We start from the raw sequence: 19438 nt of genomic DNA on the forward strand, positions 1-19438 counted from the left end.
AATTGATTTTTTTATACAAAGCACTTTTTTGGCGCACTTTTAAACTTGCAGCAATCATAGGCAATGGGCCTAAAAAGAGTCAAACAGATAGTTTTTATCAAGTGATAGCTTTGGCCTAAAGACGGAATTTTTCAAACACATAAAAAAAATGAATTAAGGGGGAAGACAACACAGAAGCTCATTAGAAAATTACGCTATCTGCCTTTATCTAGACTAGGTAGTAGCCGATTTGGTGTCTTGCTGGCGCTAGACATGCAGGTAGAAGCGCACTAACATCGCCATTGCGACACTAATCAGTAGCCAGGCCACTAATGTCTTTAAACTATCTACAGGCAGGCTGTGCACTAATTTGGCCCCTACTAGTGAGCCACCAACCATGGCTAAAGCCAGCATAGCTGCTAGCTTAATATCAATATCACCATGTAAAAAATTACCTACACTCGCCGCAGCCGAGATAGGAATTTGAATAACCTGAGACAAGCCAATGGCAATTAATACGGGCACCTTAAACCAGATAAGAATGGGGATTAATAGCAGAGGCCCACCTGTTCCACTTAATGAAGACCCTATACCTGCGACTAACCCAATAACAAGTAACGGCGTGTTATTTTCTATGTGTGGGGTAAATTGCTGATCTGACGCTTTACGCAATAAGGAGTTGGCCCCAGATGCAAGAATCAGAACTGCAATAAGAACTTCAAGTACATCAGCTCGAAAAAAAGGTAGAAAATAAGCCCCTAGGTATGCTCCAGGCAAAGCTCCTGCGCATACTTTGATTGCCATCGACCAATTAATGGTTCCATGACGCGCGTAGATAAACGCTCCTACTGAACCAGTGACCATATAACTTAGCATGCAGGCAGGAATGGCTGAATGTAAATCTATACCGCCCATAAATTTGAGTGCGGGCACCAAAAGCACACCACCAATACCCACGCTACCAATCAGCAGACCGACAAAAAAGACGACAGTTGTTAAAAGAGGAGTTAAAAACATAATGGGGTCATTGACGATTTAATTTTTGTTACTTTTATACTACAAGATATTGACAACATAGACACCCTTAGTGATAGAGTGAGTCATGGCTAATTGCAATACGCCATATCTTATCAATGACAGATAATTAACTTTAACTAATAAAAACAAGAGGTTAGTCGTGTTTTTAAGACAATTTCAATATTTAGTTGCGTTAGAACAAGAAAAACATTTCGGTCGAGCGGCTGAAAAGTGCCATGTTTCTCAGCCTAGTTTGTCTAGTGCCATTAAAAGCCTAGAAAAAGAATTGGGCATTCCACTCATTCTCCGCCAACAAAAGTTTGAGGGCTTTACCGAAGAAGGAAAGCGAGTAGTGACATGGGCTAAGCGATTATTGGCAGACAGATCAGCAATGCTGGAAGAGTTGAGTATCATGCGCAGTGATTTGAACGGACGCCTGCGTATTGGTGCTACTCCACTGAGTTGCCCTTTATTTCCAACCGTAAGTCAGTTGTTTCAAAAACGCTACCCATCAGTGCAACTAGACATTCAGTTTATTGGTATTGATCAACTAGTTTTAGGCTTAACGAATTTTGAAATAGACATTGGGGTAACTTACCTAGAAAACCCCGCCCTCGATCGATTTGTGACTATGGCATTATACGAAGAGCCTTTGTATCTGCTGTTGCCAGATAACGATTGGTTAGATGATAGCCCCACTATTTCTTGGGCTGAGGCCAGCAAACTGCCCCTTTGCTTACTGTCTAAATCAATGCGTGAAAGAAAAATTATGGACGATGCGTTTGCAGAGGCTGGTGTGCAATGCCAGCCAGTTTTAGAATCAAATTCTATTTTCCAATTAGCGTTTCACGCTATGGCTGGGGACCTAGCGACTATTGTGCCCAAACGTTTTGCCCACCTACCCAACACTAAACAGAAGCTACTTGAAGCACCTACTGTGTCGCAAACCCTAGGTTTGGTTTGGGTCCACGGCAACCCCGTATTACCCATGACTAAGGCAACATCTGCTCTTATGCGAGAAGCATTAGAAGCTGGCGCCTTTGAAAACTTTAGCTTTTTAGGCCTAGAGTAAATTAACAGCGTTAACTAAATTATTGGACATAAGTGAGAACAGGCAACATGAAACCAACCACACATAAACCCTTACTGAGCCCCTCACTTGCCCAAGCAGAGACCTTAATCGGCGGACAAGTCTCTCTTGTTTTTGAACAGGGGGAACTGCAGGTATTAGCTGATCAAGATAGTGTTGTTAAAAACCTAGAGGTTAATTCAGAAGCGAGTGATATGTGTGGGGTAAAAATTATGGGCAACGCCATCATCTTAAAAGGCGATACCAAATGGGCTTAATCGGTTTGGCTGGACCAGTGCTCACGCCCATTTCTCACATCTAAAGGCACGCAAGGTCCAAACACCCTTTTAATATACTCTATTTAGAGCTTAAGAATACTTTATTAACTAAGCATTCCTTAGCGATTTTTGATTAAGGTAGCCGTTGCCTAAGATGAAGTGATTTTACACCCTCTTAGCGACCACACTCCGCCGGCCCAGTCTTCAACATCAGTCCATAATTCAGCCTTACCAAGGGTTTTTAAGTCCAGTGGTTTACTGCGCTTATGAGGTTTAAGCTCCACATAGAGCGGCTTTTCCAATACTTCGCCTGGGTGCACATTGAGTAAAAAGTACGCCATCTTGCCCACCAAATGGCCTGCTCTAGTCAACTTAAGATTCACTTCGTTATTCAGATAACCTGGATCTTTAGACAGTCCACCCATGCGCCAAGCACCATTGATTTTCACTGCTTCAGAACTTATATCCAGATGACCCTGAGCCATATTCCAGTTTTCAATTTGCCCTTCTGGCTTATCTTCATATTGCACTCGGCGTAGATTAAATTGACACCTCACAGGTTCTTCTATAACTGCGAGTTGGTAGGGACTAAAATCAAACTCTGTCTTAATAATAGATTGAGATAATAACTGGGCTTTAAGTTTGGGGGGCATATTTAATGCATACAAAACAATACCCTGATTTTTGGGTAATGACTTACCCTCTGCCTTTTGTTTTTTCCCACTTGATTTAGCACTACTGCCACAATTTAGCCCTCGTTGCAGAGCTTCTGCCACAAATTCTGCATTGTCAGGCTTTCCTGCAAGCAGGCGACACACCGTTTTATCACTCCAACCCGACATATCTGCTGCCATAGCAGGCACAGCCATTAAACTCGCAGCAACTATGCCCAAAAGCAGTCTGGCTAAGTTAAAGGTAAAATAAAAGTGGAAGTAAAGGCAAGAGGCATGTTTGGGTGATGCTTGGGGCATACTAAACTCCGTTTCAATAAACGATCTAGGCAAACAAATGATCAAATACCCGTGGTAAGTCAGGTTGGCGAAACACTTGGCTAGCAATAACATCATGCTCAAGCCCTAGAGTCTTTTCAACACAAGCGGCACAGACAGATCGATAATCTATCGTCGCCATGAGGTCTCTTTGGTCGAATTGATCTTTCTTACTCAACCCAGGCCAATCAGCCACCACTCCATTAGCCGCTAGAGTTCCTCCAGCGAGTAACCCAACGCTTGCGTAACCATGATCCGTACCCCAAGTTCCGTTCGCTGCAACGGTGCGACCAAACTCAGTTAAGGTCAAAATAATAGTATCATCCCATGCATCGCCCAACCCACGACGATACCCAGCAATGACCTCGTCTACCACACCTAACTGCCGCGCAAGACGGCCCTCATCTGTATTATCTTGATACACCTGATTAGCATGGGTATCAAAATCATCAACACGAATGACCGATGCCAATGGTCCATTCGCTTTTGCCATAGCCTGCCCTGCATATTGCGCTAGACTGGCTGGGTCTCGGGGTACTTGAATGTTTTCCTCACTTTTGCGGGCGACTTTAGTGAAAACTTGCGCTGCTTCCATGCTATGGCCCATGGCAATTTTTTCTAATAACTTAGACGATGGCCGGCCTGATCCCCGAATACTTGCAGGATAAAAATTATCATTGTCATGATGGCCTCGCAAAATTAATGGCATATCTAACGAAAGAGACCGGCCCGCGACACCCGCTAAATCTAAAGCCCGCCCTAACCAGCCTGTCTTCTCACTAAAAGGCGACAATCCCCCGCCTTCAATGACGTTTTGGCCTTCAAAATGTGAGCGTTTGGTGTAGGGAAAAGCCGTGGCATGTACTGCAGAGGCATGACCTCGAGCCATCAATTGGGCATAAAACTTTAATGCTGGGTGCAAACCAAAAAAGTCATTTAGGGGTAAGTAATTTTCTGGGGAAATGGCCTTACGCATGCGCATTAAATCTGGATCCCCAATAGGCGGCACTGTGGCTAGGCCATCCATACCACCTTGCAAAATAATCACACAAATGCGGCCAGCAGCCTTACCTTTTGCCAAGCCAGAAACAGGCATGCCTGCAAGGAAAAGTGAAGCAGCACCTGCTTTGAGTAAACTGCGGCGATCTATTGTTAATTTAGACATAATTTAACCCCATTAACTCTGGACTGCACATGAGAGCGATAAATTGATCCTTTGGTGAAGAGCCAACACTGGCCACCAAAGCTCGCGTTTGTTGTGTTGCACCAATGCGATCCATAATTTTATTGACTGAACGACGCGTGCGACCGTTTTGGTAGATGGCATCAGCAAAGCGAATGCGCCGCTCAAACATTTCAGCAGACAGCCATTCTGCTTTATCACTGGAATAACCATTAGGTTGTCGAGAACTCCAAAATGATTGACCTAGCTCTTCTAACACTTCTTTACTATCCATGAGATTGTCTTGGTATTCGTAAATTTCGTTCCAGCCTTTAAAGTAAGTGGCGCCTGACAAACGCACCACCTGAAACAACCACGTCATAGGCCACATGAACTTCGGCTCAGTTGCCGTCATAGCTAGCTTGAGCACTTGGGTGTGAATTGCTTGTAAATCACCATCACTTTGTTGCCAAACTAATTTAACCGCTTCAATTTGTGCCTTAGTAGGGGCATCACTCACAAAGTGTTGGCACAGTTTTGTAGAAATGTAATGGATAGTGTGATCATGGTCGGCAAGAAAATCAGTTAACTGGCGTAAACCATTGCGGCCTCCACTTATGGTCTTGCCCATAACTTTTTTTGTGCCTGGCTCTGCCCAACGTTTTTTATAGGCATTCCAGTGATTAGTTGTGCCTGTATTTTTGCGCATGGCACTTAAATCTTCATCAAACCACACACCCCAGCCTGCCAATACATGCGCAGCATTGCGAATGTCGTCTTCGGTGTAACCTGCGGCCACAGACACTGTGTGCAATTCCAATAATTCCCGCCCTAGGTTGTCGTTAAGACCCGCTTGACAGTCCGGCTTGCGCCGACACTGTTTAGCTTGTTCAGAACGTTCCCCAGCACTATCTACATTATCCAAATAGTTCAGCATACCCGGATGGGTAGTCATGCCATAAAGCATGTCTGCAAAACTGCCGTTAAGTTTAGCTAGAATACCCTCATCAATGGCATGGCCAATTGTACTGCCCGTGTCGAAGGTATTACCAATGGTGAAATGATTCGCCCAAAAAGCCGTTAACCTCAGTTTTATTTGATCTGCGCCATAAATATTACGTTGCACAAACTTCAGCTCATCTTTTTTTCGCATTAAGTTTTCACGGCGGTTGGCCTGCTTTGCAGCTTCCGTGTCTTGACCATTTTTGCCTTCACGTTGTTGCTGTTTTAGGTCCCTGTAGCGGCGCCATAGATGGGCTCGTTGAGATAAGTCGGGCTGCAATTTTTCAGGCCATTCAGCCACGTCTGTAGAAATATTAGCAATCCCCAAAGCCGGAGATGGTGCGTTCAATTGAGCCTTTATCCAAGTTTCCATGTCTTGGGGTAACTCCTGATCATAACGAAACATCAGGCCCACCCGCTGAGCAATGCTAAATTGATTATTCATAACAAACTTACCCTCTTTAAAGCAAGATAAAACTCAACGCTATATTAGAACGTTAACATACTTATAACAAAGGTAATATCAAACTGACCTCGCTTTTAAAACAAAATCAGTTAATACGTTTATCTGACAAGTTGTTTGTTAGATTCGTTAGAAATGTAACGTATGTTATTTTTTTGCGATGGATAAGTGTTTTGGCAGGAGTCAATTATTTTTCAACTCATTTTTAAAACAGCTTTTTTTTAGTACAATTTTTGATAATTCAATAACAAAATTAACGACTTAGTCTCTCAAAGCGAATAGGCATCTTCTTGTCCATTATCTAAATCTTTATCTAAATCTTTATCTAAGTCTCTGTCTCTGCCTTTATCATGATTTTTATCTAGATCTCTAAAATGCTTTTGGGTATGTTCCAATGCCCCACTGTGTTGATTTTTTGTACCGATGTAGCCACCTATATGCAGAACACATTGGCCACATAAGTTTAGGCTTTTTCCTAAACATTGCTTACAGTTGCCCGCAACTGTATTGGCGTATTCCATTTGCTTTAATTGATCTTCTAACAAAGCCAATGTATTCGACAGCGTCTTGAGGTATTCAGTTTGATCATTATACCGACGCTGCAACTTTATAAATTCAGCTGGACTTTGCTGTAAATCAGCATCTAACGGTTGCCATTGATAAGTTTTTTTAGGCACCAGCGAATCGCTTGCGTCCATGACTCTGAGCAATAGGTTGTTCATGTTTATGCCTCACATTAGGTGATGTTAATTTATTTTAAAAATTAACAAATTATTCTTAATGATAATCATTATCATTAAGAATAACAACCCAATTACATAAAATTTTTAACTCCCACAGACTCAAACATACGTTGCCTTCAAACATGCACCTAAAACCATTTGGGGAACTAAGTTCTCCAAAGAGATGAGACAAATTTTTACTTCCTAAAATCCCTTACCACCAACCTAATGTTCTACCATTGCCAGCTATAATGAGAACACAAGTCAACACATGTAATGCAATCCAAAAGGTTCGAAACGCTAGAGCTTTTTTAACATCGGTTTGGGTTATAGGCAAAAACTCTGGTTTATCATCGTCATCCACGCCAATGGGCATGCCAACGGTTCTCGCCCACACTTTCAAAAACCGTCTTTGACCGCTCATAATTGATTTTTCATTAATTTGTTCTCGTTTTTGTGAATTATTGCCAATAATTAACTCTGAATTAGAGCCAGAATATACCGAATTAAGCTGTTACAGTCAGCCTTTAACTCACTAACTTCAGCGCTTATATGCTTCGACTTCCCCATGACATTATAAGTCTTGTGATTATACTGCTAATATAGCGGTAGTTGAGTTCTAAAGGTTAGTAATGAGTTTAGTCTAGTTATCCCCGCTAGTGCAGAATCAGGGCCCGTTTAACCCTAATGTTGTTACGCAATTGATAAGGAAGTAATAATGAAAACAAAACTAGTTCTTTCAATCTGTGCAGCAGTTCCTGCCATCGTCGCTGCGGCATTTGCCTCAATTCCTGAATTAGTCACTTTAGCTGCCTTTCCCGAAGCGCAGGGTTACGCCTTAGAAATTGGAGTCACACTTCGCTACGCCTTAGCCTCGGTTGTGTTTATGGTAGCAATCGTCATTTTTAGTATGCGCAACATTGAAGCGATAAATGATCAAAGGGCTGTATTAATGGGCTGCACAATTGCATTTGCGTTCATGTTTACAACAATTATAGCGTTGTCTGTATTCCGAGGTATTCCTCTGCAGGTTCCCCCCATGATCGCTACTGCATTTGTGGCTGTGTTGTGCTTAAGGACCCGCAGTAAATTAGAACCAACTTTTAGCGTTTTATAGGCAATTCTCAGTGCAATTAACTAAGGACCATTTAAATGAAGCATCTATTTAAGCTCGACAATCAACCATCAGTTGAGGTAATCAGTGAAATTTTAGAGGGATGGACCGTTGTAAAGGGCTCGCCTACCATGAAAACTTGGGTACTCCATACATCCAATGATGGCAGTATGATATCTGGTATATGGACAGCCACGCCAGGAACCTATCATGCGACTTATGCTGAATATGAATTCGTTCACCTTATAGAGGGGCGTATCACCATCACACCTGATGGTGGACAACCCATGGACGTAGGCCCAGGGGATGCTTTTGTGGTTGACGTCGGGTTTAAGGGCACTTGGGAAATCAAAGAGTCTGTGGTCAAGCATTTTGATATTAAGCTATGAGGTTTGTTGTCGCGTGTGGCTAATGGGTCTATATATTAATAAATACTTGTGGCAAGTCAATATTATGTCAAGAGCGTGTGCCAGGGTATATTTTTGTGAGAATGAGAACTAAAGAATGTGATGTGTGTAAAAACGCAAATGAAGTCCTTTACAGGTGTAGATATCAAGACTCGGATAATTGGGTATTTCTCTGTGGAAAGTGCCTCAAAGAGGTTAAGACAAGTTTTGTAAATACTTACCAATACGGTGGCACTTGGAAAAGCAAGAAGAAATAAAGACCTGCTCATGAGCTTACATGACTGCACAGGTATAGGTATGAGCAGCAGTGAAACCCTTTTAATGTTGGATCAGGAGGGCTTTATTGGATGGAAGCATAAAATAGTTCTTAAGTGTAAATGTTTACATAATCAATGGTGAAACTCATAACTGTTCACTGCAGAGATCGATCTTACAGACGCGTTAGATTAATACATTATGCTAATAAACATAATTGATCCCTGCCCATATATCGTAAAGCTATGTAAGAAACATTGTGAGCTAACCAAGGTGCTGATAATTTGTTGTTACAATTCAACCAAACACACACGGCTGTGTTTTGGATATGAGGTTATTCAGAAAGTCTGACGTCGATCTTACCTATATCCCCTTGCTAACATTGGACTTCTCATGATTACTACCATAGCTTGTGTTGCTGGCTTCTTTATTGTAATTATTTACCTTTTATTGACTCTATCGGCCAAACGTAGGCATCTTAAACTGATGCGTGTCAGCCCTAAATGGAAGGTTTAGCATCACCTGACAGGCCTTAAAAGTTATAAAATAAAGCACTAAAATGAAAGGCATTAAAATAAAGGCACTAAAATGAATAAAATGGATGAGCCAATTAACGTATTTGGTGAAAAATTAGAAATCTGTGGAGTGGATCCAATCACTGGGTTCTACCGAGATGGCGCGTGTAATACCTGTAAAGATGACATTGGTTCTCATACAGTTTGTATTGAAACTTCGCAGGAGTTTCTAGAATATTCAAAATCTAAAGGCAATGATCTATCTACCCCAATGCCTGCATTTAATTTTAAAGGCTTAGAACCGGGAGATAGCTGGTGTGTATGCGCTGGGCGTTGGTTAGAGGCTGAGAAAAACGGCATGGCCCCCAGACTGTATCTTCAAAGTACCCATATCAGGGCTTTGGAAATCGTGCCCATGAGCCTGCTCAAAAAATATGCGGTAGATTTAAACTAGCCAAAGAAAGCCTTAAAACAAAGAGCGTACTCATGGGTCTGAAGAGATCAAACGGGTTAGGGCTTACAATAAGACTTGCTGTGAATCTATGAAAAAGCAACTTGGAGCGATTTTAGAAGGTTGACCAACTAAGTTCTCCAAAACCTCGAGCCAATTAAAGCACTAGATGGACCGGCTTACACATTGGTGCACGAGTATCTATGTTTTATAGCCGACAGAGCTTGTCAGGTTGAGCGCCTAACGTTCCCATTTAGAAGTGATACGGGTCAGCGAATGTTTTCTTCGCACTTTTGCTAGAATAAGGATTAGGTAGGTCACTATAAGAAATCCAGCGACCCAAGTTAAAGTAATAGTCATAACAGTTTCTTCGTTTTCAAGGACTTAACTGGAAAACAATATATCAGCAGATTATGATATTGTCAACAATATAGTCTAGAGCCTGAAGTCCCTGTGGAAGTCTGTCTCTTGTGAACCTATATCTCCCATTTAGGATTGATGCGGGTCAATGACGTTTTCCTTCGCTTCGCTCTAAAAACAAGCATTATATAAGTAGATACAAGAGCAAATACAGCTAAACAAATTATAGTAGTAACCATGGAAACTCCATTGTCGACGAAGAGGCTAAGTTTATTAATTTATCAGCAATAGTGTTGCCTAAGAGTATTACTTATGTAGCATTAATGTATCTTAATAATACTTACAATAGACTTAAGGTTATTATTAGGTAATTCAAACTGTTGGTCATAAAGCACAGGCTAAACGTGTCTATAAGCTAGATGTGAGCCTTATACTGCCCTATGACCCTAACCAACTGCTTTGCACACTTGTATGCTTAAAGACTTGTGTAAAACCACTCTATTTTGTGTGTGAAAAGCTAACAAAGTGAACAGTAGAACCAATTTCGCCCTCGTGCCCTATGTTTAACTTAGGATGGCTAGAGTTTCACAGTAATGTCACCGTAATAACTCTATACCCTAGTCATTATTTTAGTCAATTTACGCCCTTTGACTATGAATTAGACATCCTTTAGAGTCACTGTTTCATTATGCATTGAGTTGCTTGCTGCTCTCTTGAGGTGCCACAAGATTGGCTTAAGAGCGAGTCTGTACTATTTGAAAAGCGACAAGTAATATGAAAGAAACAGTAAATATTATCTGGTTTAAACGGGATCTCCGTATCAATGATCACAACCCGTTACTAGAGGCCTCTAATTTAGGGCTACCGGTATTACCTTTATATGTGGTGGAACCTGAGTATTGGCAGCAAAACTTTAGTTCTAGTCGTCATTGGCACTTCATTTATGACTGTTTATTTGACCTCAATATGGCTTTAACACGGCTGGGACAACCGCTTATTATTCAAGTCGGTGAAGTCTATGATGTCATCACTCGACTGCATTCAGAATATAATATTCAAGCGATATACGCACACGAAGAAACGGGCAACCTGTGGACCTACCAGAGGGATATCAGCGTTAAGAAACTATGCAGTTCGCTGGGCATTCCACTGCATGAATACCCGCTTAATGGCGTCGTAAGGAAGTTACGCTCTCGTGATGATTGGTCAACTATTCGAAATAAGCGTATGGCGCAAAGAATTGCACCAAAACCCTCTAGTGTGCCCCCCTTAGTAAACTACTCATCAGTACCTTTGCCAGATAAAGACCACCCTATGTTTGGCACACAATTTGTCGGCACAGTACAGCAAGGGGGTCGCCTCGCTGCAGTTAATAATCTGAGAGGTTTTTTAAACCATCAGTCCTGCCAGTATCTCTACCATATTTCTGCGCCAGGCTTATCGTCTACATATTGTTCGAGACTATCGGCGCATCTTGCATGGGGAAGTTTATCTGTTAGGGAGGTTGTTCAATCCACCAAAAAAAGAAAACAACAACTTAATGCAAAAGAAAAAAAGCAATTTGGTCGCAATTTAACCGCATTTAGCTCCAGGCTTGCATGGCGCTGTCACTTTATACAAAAAATTGAAGACCAACCCTCTATTGAAACTCACTGCATGCATCCTGCTTTTGAGGGCCTGCGTGAGAGCGAGCATGATGAACTAAAATACAAAGCATGGGCTTCAGGACATACCGGGTACCCATTTATTGACGCTTGCATGCGAAATTTAATTGCCGAAGGTTGGATTACTTTTCGAATGCGGGCAATGCTTGTGAGTTTTGCTAGCTACCAGCTTTGGTTAGACTGGCGCATTGTGGGCCATCATTTGGCTGGCCTATTCACTGATTACGACCCTGGTATTCACTACAGTCAGTTGCAGATGCAATCGGGTGTTACTGGCATAAATTCAATGCGGGTCTACAATCCAATTAAGCAGTCAATGGAACATGACCCCCACGGTGATTATATAAAACACTGGGTGCCTGAGTTAAAAGACCTTCCCAATGCTTTTATTCACGAGCCTTGGAAGTGGGGTAAAAACTTAGTGGATGATGCCTCACTTTTATTAGGTACTGTTTACTCCAACCCCATTGTTGACCATGAATTAACTGCAAAAGAAGCAAAAGAGAAGCTAACCAACGTGCGAAAAAGTGACCATTTTAGAGCCATCTCAAATTCTGTTTATAATAAACTAGGAAGTAGAAAACAAAGGACAAACAAACTTAAAAAAGTGGTCTGTGAAAACCAATTAACGCTGTTTTAAACCATATTTTTTATGCAGCCTGGTTACAGTCTGACCAGGTGATCAACGGGGATTATCTGTCATCGGGAACTTGGGAAATAGATATTGCCGGCACTCACTATCCTGCTACGGCACACTTGAGAACGCCGTATGACCGCTTGAGTGAGCGAGTTAAGGTTTAAGTTCAAAGCCTGTATCAATCCATTCTGTGATGATGCTCATCGCCAAAAGTGGCGATCTCAGCGCAAAAAAATACTGGAGGTGAAAGAGGAAATCAAGTAAAACGTTAGTTAGACGAGCAGAAGGACAGCTTGTCTGGATGACGCCAGTGTCACAGTTAGTGTTACATAATGATTCTCCTTAGAGGGTTTGCTTCCGACTCTTTGATCTTCAATAGGATCCCGAGTAGTATCATAATCTGATTGTCGACCCAATCTCTTGATGGATCGTGATCGAGTGTTGAGGGAAATATTGAGTTTGCTTATGGGAAATGATGGATACTTGGAACATGTTTGACGACTTATCACCTGAGCATCAGTTACGGTTTGATTTAGCCCTAATTCACCGCTATATGGCAGACCATTATTGGCATGAAGGTGTTGTAAACCATTTAACAGCCATGTTGCCAGATAGTGCCGAACATTTTCTGGCACTTCCATATGGTCTACATTGGTCAGAAGTTAAAAGTTCAGATTTTTTAGTAGCAGATTTTGATGGACATGTGATTTCAGGGGTTGGCGAAGTTGAACCAAGCAATTTGAATATTCACGGGGCAATTCATCAACAAGTCCCCCGTGCCAGAGCTATCTTGCATTCACATCAACCAAATATAACCGCACTGACGTTGCTAAAAGATCAAACTATAACGATGTCCAGCCAACATGCACTGCGCTTTGTAGAGCGTATTGCCTATCTTGGGGTGTATGGCGATCCGAGTGATACAGCGATTGGTGGCATTATCGTCGACAGTTTGAAAACCAAGGATGTGTTGATGTGCGCCAACCATGGTGTAATCATCTCTAGACCCTATCTATGGGATGCTTTCGATGATCTCTATTTCTTGGATCGCGCTTGTGAAATTCAATTAAAGGCTATGCATACAGGGCGAGAACTCAATGTGATTCCAGAGTCTACAGATAACGATTATGGTCAAAATATTATTAAATGGAGCAAAAAAGAAGGCCAAAAGCACTTTATAGCTCTTCGCCGTATGTACCATAAAAAATACCCTGATTTAGTTCAATAACCTGATTTGAAACTGAGTTCAAACCAAGACCAAGACCTTGTTAAAGGATTAATCTAAGGCCGATACCCGAGACCCTACGCCACGTGTATGAATCTTCAGTGCTACGTTTGACTTCCTTTAGTGCCACGATATCGATCATTCATAGTGACTCCACAGGGCGTTTTAAGAGGCTTAGGTTGGATGCTGCAAAAGGGTATTTGAGTGTGTGTTTCAGGTGGACAGCGAGACTAGTTAGACAGATATGGCGGTTTCTGAAACTGTATTCAAAACTTACATACATTAAATGCCTTGTTGACCAGTTGAAAGGCCTATTGTATGGTCTAAAAGTCTTACTGTTCAGGTGTATTGGTTCTGGTAGTAAGCAGTGAGCACTTTACATTACGCTCCGTCCGCAACATTTTAGAAATTACTAATATATTAGATGTCACCTTTTAGTACTTATCGTGCACACTTAAATTATTGAATTGTAGGCCTTTCATTCACTGGCCGTGATTCACCTATGGTGTTCTATGGCCAATTTAAAGCATTTTCTTCTTTCATGAGAATTGGCCTTCCATCTGGAGTGCTCAACGGAATAAGCTTACCTTTATATCGAGCACAAAGTGTTGGGCTGTTTTGTTTATTTTTACCCAAATTAACCTCTAAATCTACTAAAACTAATTCAGCATCTAAAACTTCCAAGACCTTCATTTTCTTTCCTTTGGTAAATAATAAATTGTTATATAGTCAGTTGAAAAAGATAGTATTGCAATAGCAAGAATGACAATAACTAGGGTTAAGTTGCGCCACCCTCCTCTAATCAATAATAAGTTTCACCATCCATTCATGCAATACATCTAGCTTATAACCTTCTCCATATTTCTCACCGATACTACCAACAGTCCAACCTCCAATAGCATCAATGATATCTCTAGAACACTGAACAGCTCTAAGCCTATCGGTTAATGCGTGACGAAATGAATGGAGTGAGACTGGTTGTGTGATAATTTGTTTTACCCACTTATTCAGTGCTGCGGATGCACTATTTGCATTACACCTTCCACCTTTGGTGTACCTAGGGACGCTTTAGATGCCTGCATCATGACCATCAGTTTATAACTAACAAAACATAGGTAAGGAATATTGGATTGGATAACTCTGTTGCTGTTAGATTAGTTACCGCTAACCCCTGCAACAACATTTGAGAGGATGTTAATTATCACTACCACTATAGCTTCTGTAGTTGGATTTGCCCTTGTTTTTATTTACCTCATAATTATTCTAGTGAAACGAAATAAGAAGGATTCATTGAAACATATCAATTCTGAATGGGAGCCTTAATAAATCGTATGAGAGATAGCACAGAGACAATGTTAGGCTAACCAAAGGGTTCGTCCAATAAGACCCTAGACCACGAGGTTCTCCAGAACTTCGTTGGTCAACCTCTTTCAATTAATATATTTGTAAAACCTCACACTGAGCTTCAGTAGTATCAGGTGTTACCCCAGAAATGAATATATCTAGCGGACAGCAGTATGAGTTAACCGCAGACCAAGCCAATAGTTTTCAAGCTTACTTAAGAGGGATTTAGACGATAATTCAGCTTTCTTGGCTGACTTAGTCTTGAGACAAATAATAATTCAATTACGGGTGCAATGAGGCTTTAAATCACGAGGCACAGTCTTAGAAAAGTAATAAGTACCAGATTTGGTATAAGTGTACTTAGGAAAAACGTCTACCATAATGTCTACCACGCTTGTCTTTAATTAAGAAAACGTATGTATAACAACAGGATAAGTCGCCCTGAGGGCTTAGAATGGTGCGGACGGAGAGACTCGAACTCTCACACCTTGCGGCACTGGAACCTAAATCCAGCGTGTCTACCAATTTCACCACGTCCGCTTAATCAACTCAGGCCGGGCCTGTGTTCATTGTACTTCTTTTGTTGCAATGTAATGGGGTGGACGATGGGGCTCGAACCCACGACCACCGGAATCACAATCCGGGGCTCTACCAACTGAGCTACGCCCACCAATACAACACTACATTTACGCTTTACCCTGATGACGTTGGCACGCCCTGCAGGATTCGAACCCGCGACCTACGGCTTAGAAGGCCGTTGCTCTATCCAACTGAGCTAAGGGCGCATGTCACTGCGGTAAATAATGGTCGGGGTAGAGAGATTCGAACTCCCGACATCCTGCTCCCAAAGCAGGCGCGCTACCAGGCTGCGCTATACCCCGACATCCTCTACAAGACTAGTGCCCATGGGCTCAAGCCGTTGAAGAGGTGCGTATATTAAAGCTGCTACCCCGTTTCGTCAAGCATATTGTTTGGTTTTTTTCCAATAAAACCAAACCGTTAAAATAAACTTCAATTTTAGACTTCACGTTTCCAGACGGTGCCTTCTTTGCTATCTTCTAATACGATACCCGCCACTTTTAATTGATCACGAATTTGATCTGAGAGAGCAAAGTTTCGATCTAATTTGGCCTGTTGGCGCTGCACTACCAAGGCTTCAACATTAGCATCTGCTAGATCACCCTCTCCTGCTTCACCCCTTAAATAGGCTTGAGGATCTAGTTCTAATAAACCTAAGATATTACCTAAACCGCGCATCTGACTGGCTAACACGGCCGCTTGGGGATCAGTATTACGTTTAAGACGGTTTACTTCTCGTGCCATTTCAAATAATACTGAAATGGCCTCACGGGTATTAAAATCATCATCCATAGCACTGTTAAAGCGGTCTAAGTATGGCCCTTCTAGCGAAACATCCTGCAACTCAAGTTGATCCATGGCAGTGTATAAACGATCCAAAGCTCTTTGCGCTTCAACTAAGGCATCCTCTGCATAATCAATTTGGCTGCGATAATGGCTGGCTGTGAGCAAATAACGCACAATTTCTGCAGGGAATTTTGCCAATACCTCTCGGATAGTGAAAAAATTTCCCAAAGACTTTGACATCTTTTCTTTGTTAACGCGGACAGCGCCAGCATGCAGCCAATAGTTAACAAAGGTTTCGCCATTAGCGGCTTCAGATTGGGCAATTTCGTTCTCATGGTGAGGAAAAGGCAAATCTGGGCCTCCACCATGAATATCAAAATGGTTGCCTAAACAACACTTGGTCATGGCAGAACATTCTATATGCCATCCAGGGCGACCTTCTCCCCATGGTGATGGCCAAGACACTTCATCCTTCTTTGCCGCTTTCCACAGTACAAAATCAAATGGATTCTCTTTCACATCGTTGATGTCAACTCGCGCCCCAGCTCTCATATCCTCAAGTTTGCGGTTGGTTAGCTTACCGTAGCCATCAAACTTCTCTACCCGATAATACACATCACCATTGCTAGCAGCATAGGCATACTTCTTTTCAATGAGTGTTTGTACCATATCGCGAATGGCTTGAATATGACCCGTGGCACGAGGTTCTTGATCAGGTGGTAGTACATTTAAAGCTAACTCATCCTCATGCATAGCATCAATAAAACGTTGAGTGAGCTGTTCGCAAGACTCACCATTTTCTGCCGCGCGCTTAATAATTTTATCATCAACGTCAGTAATGTTGCGCACGTACTCAACTTGGTAGCCAGCATGCCGAAGGTAACGCGTAATCACATCAAACGAGACCATGACCCGGGCATGACCAATATGGCAATAGTCATAGACGGTCATACCACACACATAAAGACGGATTTTACCTTCATCAATAGGGGTGAACGGGACCTTGCTATTACTTAAGGTATTGTGAAGCTGCAACATAATTAACTTTTCCGTTAGGCCTTTTTAGCCCAAGAGTCACGCAAAGTGACGGTGCGGTTGAATACTAAACGCTCGGCTGTCGAGTCTTTATCAACACAGAAATAGCCTTCACGCTCGAACTGAAACCGTTCACCATCAACAGCCGATGTTAAAGAAGGTTCTGCCATTGCGCCTTTGATTAAACGTAAATTTTCTGGGTTCACATAAGCCATAAAGTCCACGTCTTTATCACCGTCTGGGTTGGCATGATTAAATAGGCGATCATATAAGCGCACATCAATTAATTGATGATGACTAGCACTGACCCAGTGCACTACTCCGTTAACCTTATACCCCTCTGGTTTTTTGCCTAAGGTATTTACATCATAACGGCACACTAGCTCAATTATGGCACCACTGGCATCCTTAACCACTTGCTCACAAGTAATAATATAACCGCCACGCAGACGCACAGATTGCTCTGGTGCTAGGCGCTTCCATTTTCCTTCTGGCTGCTCAGCAAAATCAGCTTGGTCAATAAACACCTGCTTAGACATTACTAACTGGCGCTCACCCATGGTTTCGTCTTTAGGATGTTTTGGCACAGTCAAGCTTTCAGTATGGCCTTCAGCCCAGTTAGAAATAGTCACTTTCAATGGTTCTAGCACACACATGGCTCTGGATGCCGTTGAATCTAAATCATCTCGTACACTCGATTCTAAACGACTAAAATCAGTAATACCCTTGCTGCGCGCTACAGGTGTGGCGGCACAAAAATTACGCAAGGATTCTGGTGTATATCCACGCCGACGCATGCCAGAAATCGTTGGCATACGCGGGTCATCCCAAGCGGTGACAGTTTGACTATCGACCAATTGTTTAAGCTTACGCTTACTGGTGATGGTGTAGTTTAGCTCCAAACGTGCAAATTCATATTGCCGTGGTCGACGTTTGCCACTTGGCAAGGTCACATGATCAATAAACCAATCGTAGAGGGGCCTATGATCTTCAAATTCTAAGGTGCAAATAGAATGGGTGACTTGTTCCAGTGCGTCAGACAACCCATGAGTAAAGTCATACATTGGATAAATACACCAATCATTGCCTGTCTGGTGGTGTTCGATATGCCGAATGCGGTAGATAATTGGATCGCGCATGTTCATATTAGGAGAAGTATTATCAATTTTAGCGCGCAGCACCCGATCACCATCGGCAAACTCCCCTGCTTTCATACGCGCAAACAAGTCTAGGTTTTCTTCAATGCTGCGCTCGCGGTGAGGGCTATTCTTACCTACCTGAGTAAGATTGCCTCGGTATTCCCGCGCCTGCTCTGGGCTTAAGTCACACACGTAAGCCAAACCCTTATTGATCAGCTCGATGGCGAAACTATGAAGTTGATCAAAGTAGTTGGATGCATAGCATTCTTCTGTGCCCCACTCAAAGCCCAACCACTCAACATCACGTTTAATCGACTGAATAAATTCGTCGCTTTCTTTTTCAGGATTTGTGTCGTCAAAACGTAAATTACATTGCCCTTCAAACTCTTGCGCCATGCCAAAATTCAGACAAATTGAAGTTGCGTGACCCACGTGTAAATAACCATTGGGTTCTGGTGGAAAACGAGTCACAACTTGGCCATCATTGTTGCCCTTTCTAACATCTTTAGCGATGATATTTCGAACAAAATTCGATGCCTGCACGACAGTTTTTTCAGCCACGAATGGGTCTCCTTGAGGTTTGCCCTTAAAAACCGATAATTATATGTCTTTTGGCGCCCGCCTTGCCAGCTAATTTCGTTAGAATTTGAGCGCCAAACCCATGCCAATGATTGCATCTATGAACTGCCGGCTTCATAATAAGGCTTCTTTTATTAACAATTACTTTCTAGGGCCGCTGTATGTCGAATGTATTAATGCAAACCAACTTTGGTGATATCACCATTGAACTAAACTATGAAAAAGCACCTATTACAGCTGCGAACTTTGAACAATATGTTCGTGATGGTTTTTATGATGGTGTTATTTTTCACCGTGTTATCGATGGCTTTATGGTACAAGGTGGCGGTTTTGACGTCAGTATGGATCAAAAAGAGACCCGTGCAAACATTGAAAACGAGGCTGATAATGGCCTTAAAAACGATGAAGGTACGTTAGCTATGGCACGCACCATGGACCCACATTCGGCTTCTGCTCAGTTTTTTATTAACGTGGGCGACAATGCCTTCCTTAACCACACGGGCAAAGACTCACAAGGCTGGGGCTACGCAGTATTTGGTAAAGTAGTTGAAGGTATGGACGTCGTTAATACCATTAAGAAAGTGGCCACCACTTCTAAATCTGGTCACCAAGATGTGCCTGCAGACCCTGTGGTCATTGACTCAGCAACTATGATTGAAGACTAACA

At 42.3% G+C, this 19438-nt stretch carries 17 protein-coding genes and 4 tRNA genes; 8 read left to right on the forward strand and 13 right to left on the reverse strand.

Features of this window, described 5'->3' with window-relative positions; genetic code table 11:
• Positions 1–246: 246 nt before the first annotated feature.
• Positions 247–996: a sulfite exporter TauE/SafE family protein gene (locus ABXT59_RS06955; RefSeq protein WP_443638509.1), complete on the reverse strand. Its 750-nt coding sequence runs from the start codon at positions 994–996 to the stop codon at positions 247–249.
• A 160-nt stretch (positions 997–1156) separates the two neighbouring features.
• Between ABXT59_RS06955 and ABXT59_RS06960 the strand changes: the two genes are divergently transcribed.
• Both ABXT59_RS06960 and ABXT59_RS06965 read left to right on the forward strand, forming a co-directional pair.
• On the forward strand, positions 1157–2068 hold the full coding sequence (locus tag ABXT59_RS06960; RefSeq protein WP_443638511.1) for a LysR family transcriptional regulator: 912 nt from the start codon (positions 1157–1159) through the stop codon (positions 2066–2068).
• 47 nt (positions 2069–2115) lie between these two features.
• On the forward strand, positions 2116–2343 hold the full coding sequence (locus ABXT59_RS06965) for a hypothetical protein (RefSeq protein WP_443638513.1): 228 nt from the start codon (positions 2116–2118) through the stop codon (positions 2341–2343).
• A 149-nt stretch (positions 2344–2492) separates the two neighbouring features.
• Here the strand turns inward: ABXT59_RS06965 and ABXT59_RS06970 are convergent, their stop codons facing one another.
• The 5 genes from ABXT59_RS06970 to ABXT59_RS06990 all read right to left on the reverse strand — a co-directional run bounded on the left by ABXT59_RS06970 (position 2493) and on the right by ABXT59_RS06990 (position 7105).
• The gene (locus ABXT59_RS06970) at positions 2493–3314 is read right to left on the reverse strand and encodes a hypothetical protein (RefSeq protein ID WP_443638514.1); all 822 of its coding nucleotides are present in this window, start codon (positions 3312–3314) and stop codon (positions 2493–2495) included.
• A gap of 25 nt (positions 3315–3339) precedes the next feature.
• On the reverse strand, positions 3340–4497 hold the full coding sequence (locus ABXT59_RS06975; RefSeq protein WP_443638516.1) for a DUF1501 domain-containing protein: 1158 nt from the start codon (positions 4495–4497) through the stop codon (positions 3340–3342).
• The gene (locus tag ABXT59_RS06980) at positions 4490–5941 is read right to left on the reverse strand and encodes a DUF1800 family protein (RefSeq protein WP_443638518.1); all 1452 of its coding nucleotides are present in this window, start codon (positions 5939–5941) and stop codon (positions 4490–4492) included. The genes ABXT59_RS06975 and ABXT59_RS06980 overlap by 8 nt, the downstream gene beginning before the upstream one ends.
• Positions 5942–6228: 287 nt before the next feature.
• Positions 6229–6681, reverse strand: coding sequence for a hypothetical protein (locus tag ABXT59_RS06985; RefSeq protein WP_443638520.1), 453 nt, complete (start codon positions 6679–6681; stop codon positions 6229–6231).
• Positions 6682–6895: 214 nt separating this feature from the next.
• Positions 6896–7105, reverse strand: a complete 210-nt coding sequence (locus ABXT59_RS06990; RefSeq protein WP_443638522.1) for a hypothetical protein — start codon at positions 7103–7105, stop codon at positions 6896–6898.
• Between the two features lie 294 nt (positions 7106–7399).
• On the opposite strand from ABXT59_RS06990, the gene ABXT59_RS06995 reads away from it, so the two are divergent.
• The 5 genes from ABXT59_RS06995 to ABXT59_RS07015 all read left to right on the forward strand — a co-directional run bounded on the left by ABXT59_RS06995 (position 7400) and on the right by ABXT59_RS07015 (position 13312).
• Positions 7400–7798: a hypothetical protein gene (locus tag ABXT59_RS06995; protein WP_443635075.1), complete on the forward strand. Its 399-nt coding sequence runs from the start codon at positions 7400–7402 to the stop codon at positions 7796–7798.
• Positions 7799–7833: 35 nt separating this feature from the next.
• Positions 7834–8184, forward strand: a complete 351-nt coding sequence (locus tag ABXT59_RS07000) for a cupin domain-containing protein (RefSeq protein ID WP_443635076.1) — start codon at positions 7834–7836, stop codon at positions 8182–8184.
• Between the two features lie 861 nt (positions 8185–9045).
• Positions 9046–9426, forward strand: coding sequence for a DUF2237 family protein (locus ABXT59_RS07005; RefSeq protein WP_443635077.1), 381 nt, complete (start codon positions 9046–9048; stop codon positions 9424–9426).
• Positions 9427–10557: 1131 nt separating this feature from the next.
• Positions 10558–12087, forward strand: a complete 1530-nt coding sequence (locus ABXT59_RS07010) for an FAD-binding domain-containing protein (RefSeq protein ID WP_443635079.1) — start codon at positions 10558–10560, stop codon at positions 12085–12087.
• 487 nt (positions 12088–12574) lie between these two features.
• Positions 12575–13312, forward strand: a complete 738-nt coding sequence (locus ABXT59_RS07015) for a class II aldolase/adducin family protein (RefSeq protein ID WP_443635081.1) — start codon at positions 12575–12577, stop codon at positions 13310–13312.
• Positions 13313–13819: 507 nt separating this feature from the next.
• Here the strand turns inward: ABXT59_RS07015 and ABXT59_RS07020 are convergent.
• The 7 genes from ABXT59_RS07020 to ABXT59_RS07050 all read right to left on the reverse strand — a co-directional run bounded on the left by ABXT59_RS07020 (position 13820) and on the right by ABXT59_RS07050 (position 18753).
• Positions 13820–14002 (reverse strand): hypothetical protein, encoded by a 183-nt coding sequence (locus ABXT59_RS07020; protein WP_443635083.1) that lies wholly within the window; start codon positions 14000–14002, stop codon positions 13820–13822.
• Positions 14003–15108: 1106 nt separating this feature from the next.
• Positions 15109–15193: transfer RNA gene (locus ABXT59_RS07025), tRNA-Leu, on the reverse strand.
• A 54-nt stretch (positions 15194–15247) separates the two neighbouring features.
• Positions 15248–15323, reverse strand: a tRNA-His gene (locus ABXT59_RS07030).
• A gap of 38 nt (positions 15324–15361) precedes the next feature.
• A tRNA-Arg gene (locus ABXT59_RS07035) sits at positions 15362–15438 on the reverse strand.
• 19 nt (positions 15439–15457) lie between these two features.
• Positions 15458–15534: transfer RNA gene (locus ABXT59_RS07040), tRNA-Pro, on the reverse strand.
• A 136-nt stretch (positions 15535–15670) separates the two neighbouring features.
• Positions 15671–17056, reverse strand: a complete 1386-nt coding sequence (cysS, locus tag ABXT59_RS07045; protein ID WP_443635085.1) for a cysteine--tRNA ligase — start codon at positions 17054–17056, stop codon at positions 15671–15673.
• Between the two features lie 14 nt (positions 17057–17070).
• Positions 17071–18753: a glutamine--tRNA ligase/YqeY domain fusion protein gene (locus ABXT59_RS07050; protein ID WP_443635087.1), complete on the reverse strand. Its 1683-nt coding sequence runs from the start codon at positions 18751–18753 to the stop codon at positions 17071–17073.
• A 179-nt stretch (positions 18754–18932) separates the two neighbouring features.
• On the opposite strand from ABXT59_RS07050, the gene ABXT59_RS07055 reads away from it, so the two are divergent.
• A complete protein-coding gene (locus ABXT59_RS07055; RefSeq protein ID WP_443635088.1) occupies positions 18933–19436 on the forward strand; it encodes a peptidylprolyl isomerase in 504 nt (167 codons plus the stop codon).
• Positions 19437–19438 lie beyond the last annotated feature (2 nt).

It is taken from the genome of Candidatus Njordibacter sp. Uisw_058, from assembly GCF_047730065.1.
Taxonomy (GTDB): domain Bacteria; phylum Pseudomonadota; class Gammaproteobacteria; order Pseudomonadales; family Balneatricaceae; genus Njordibacter.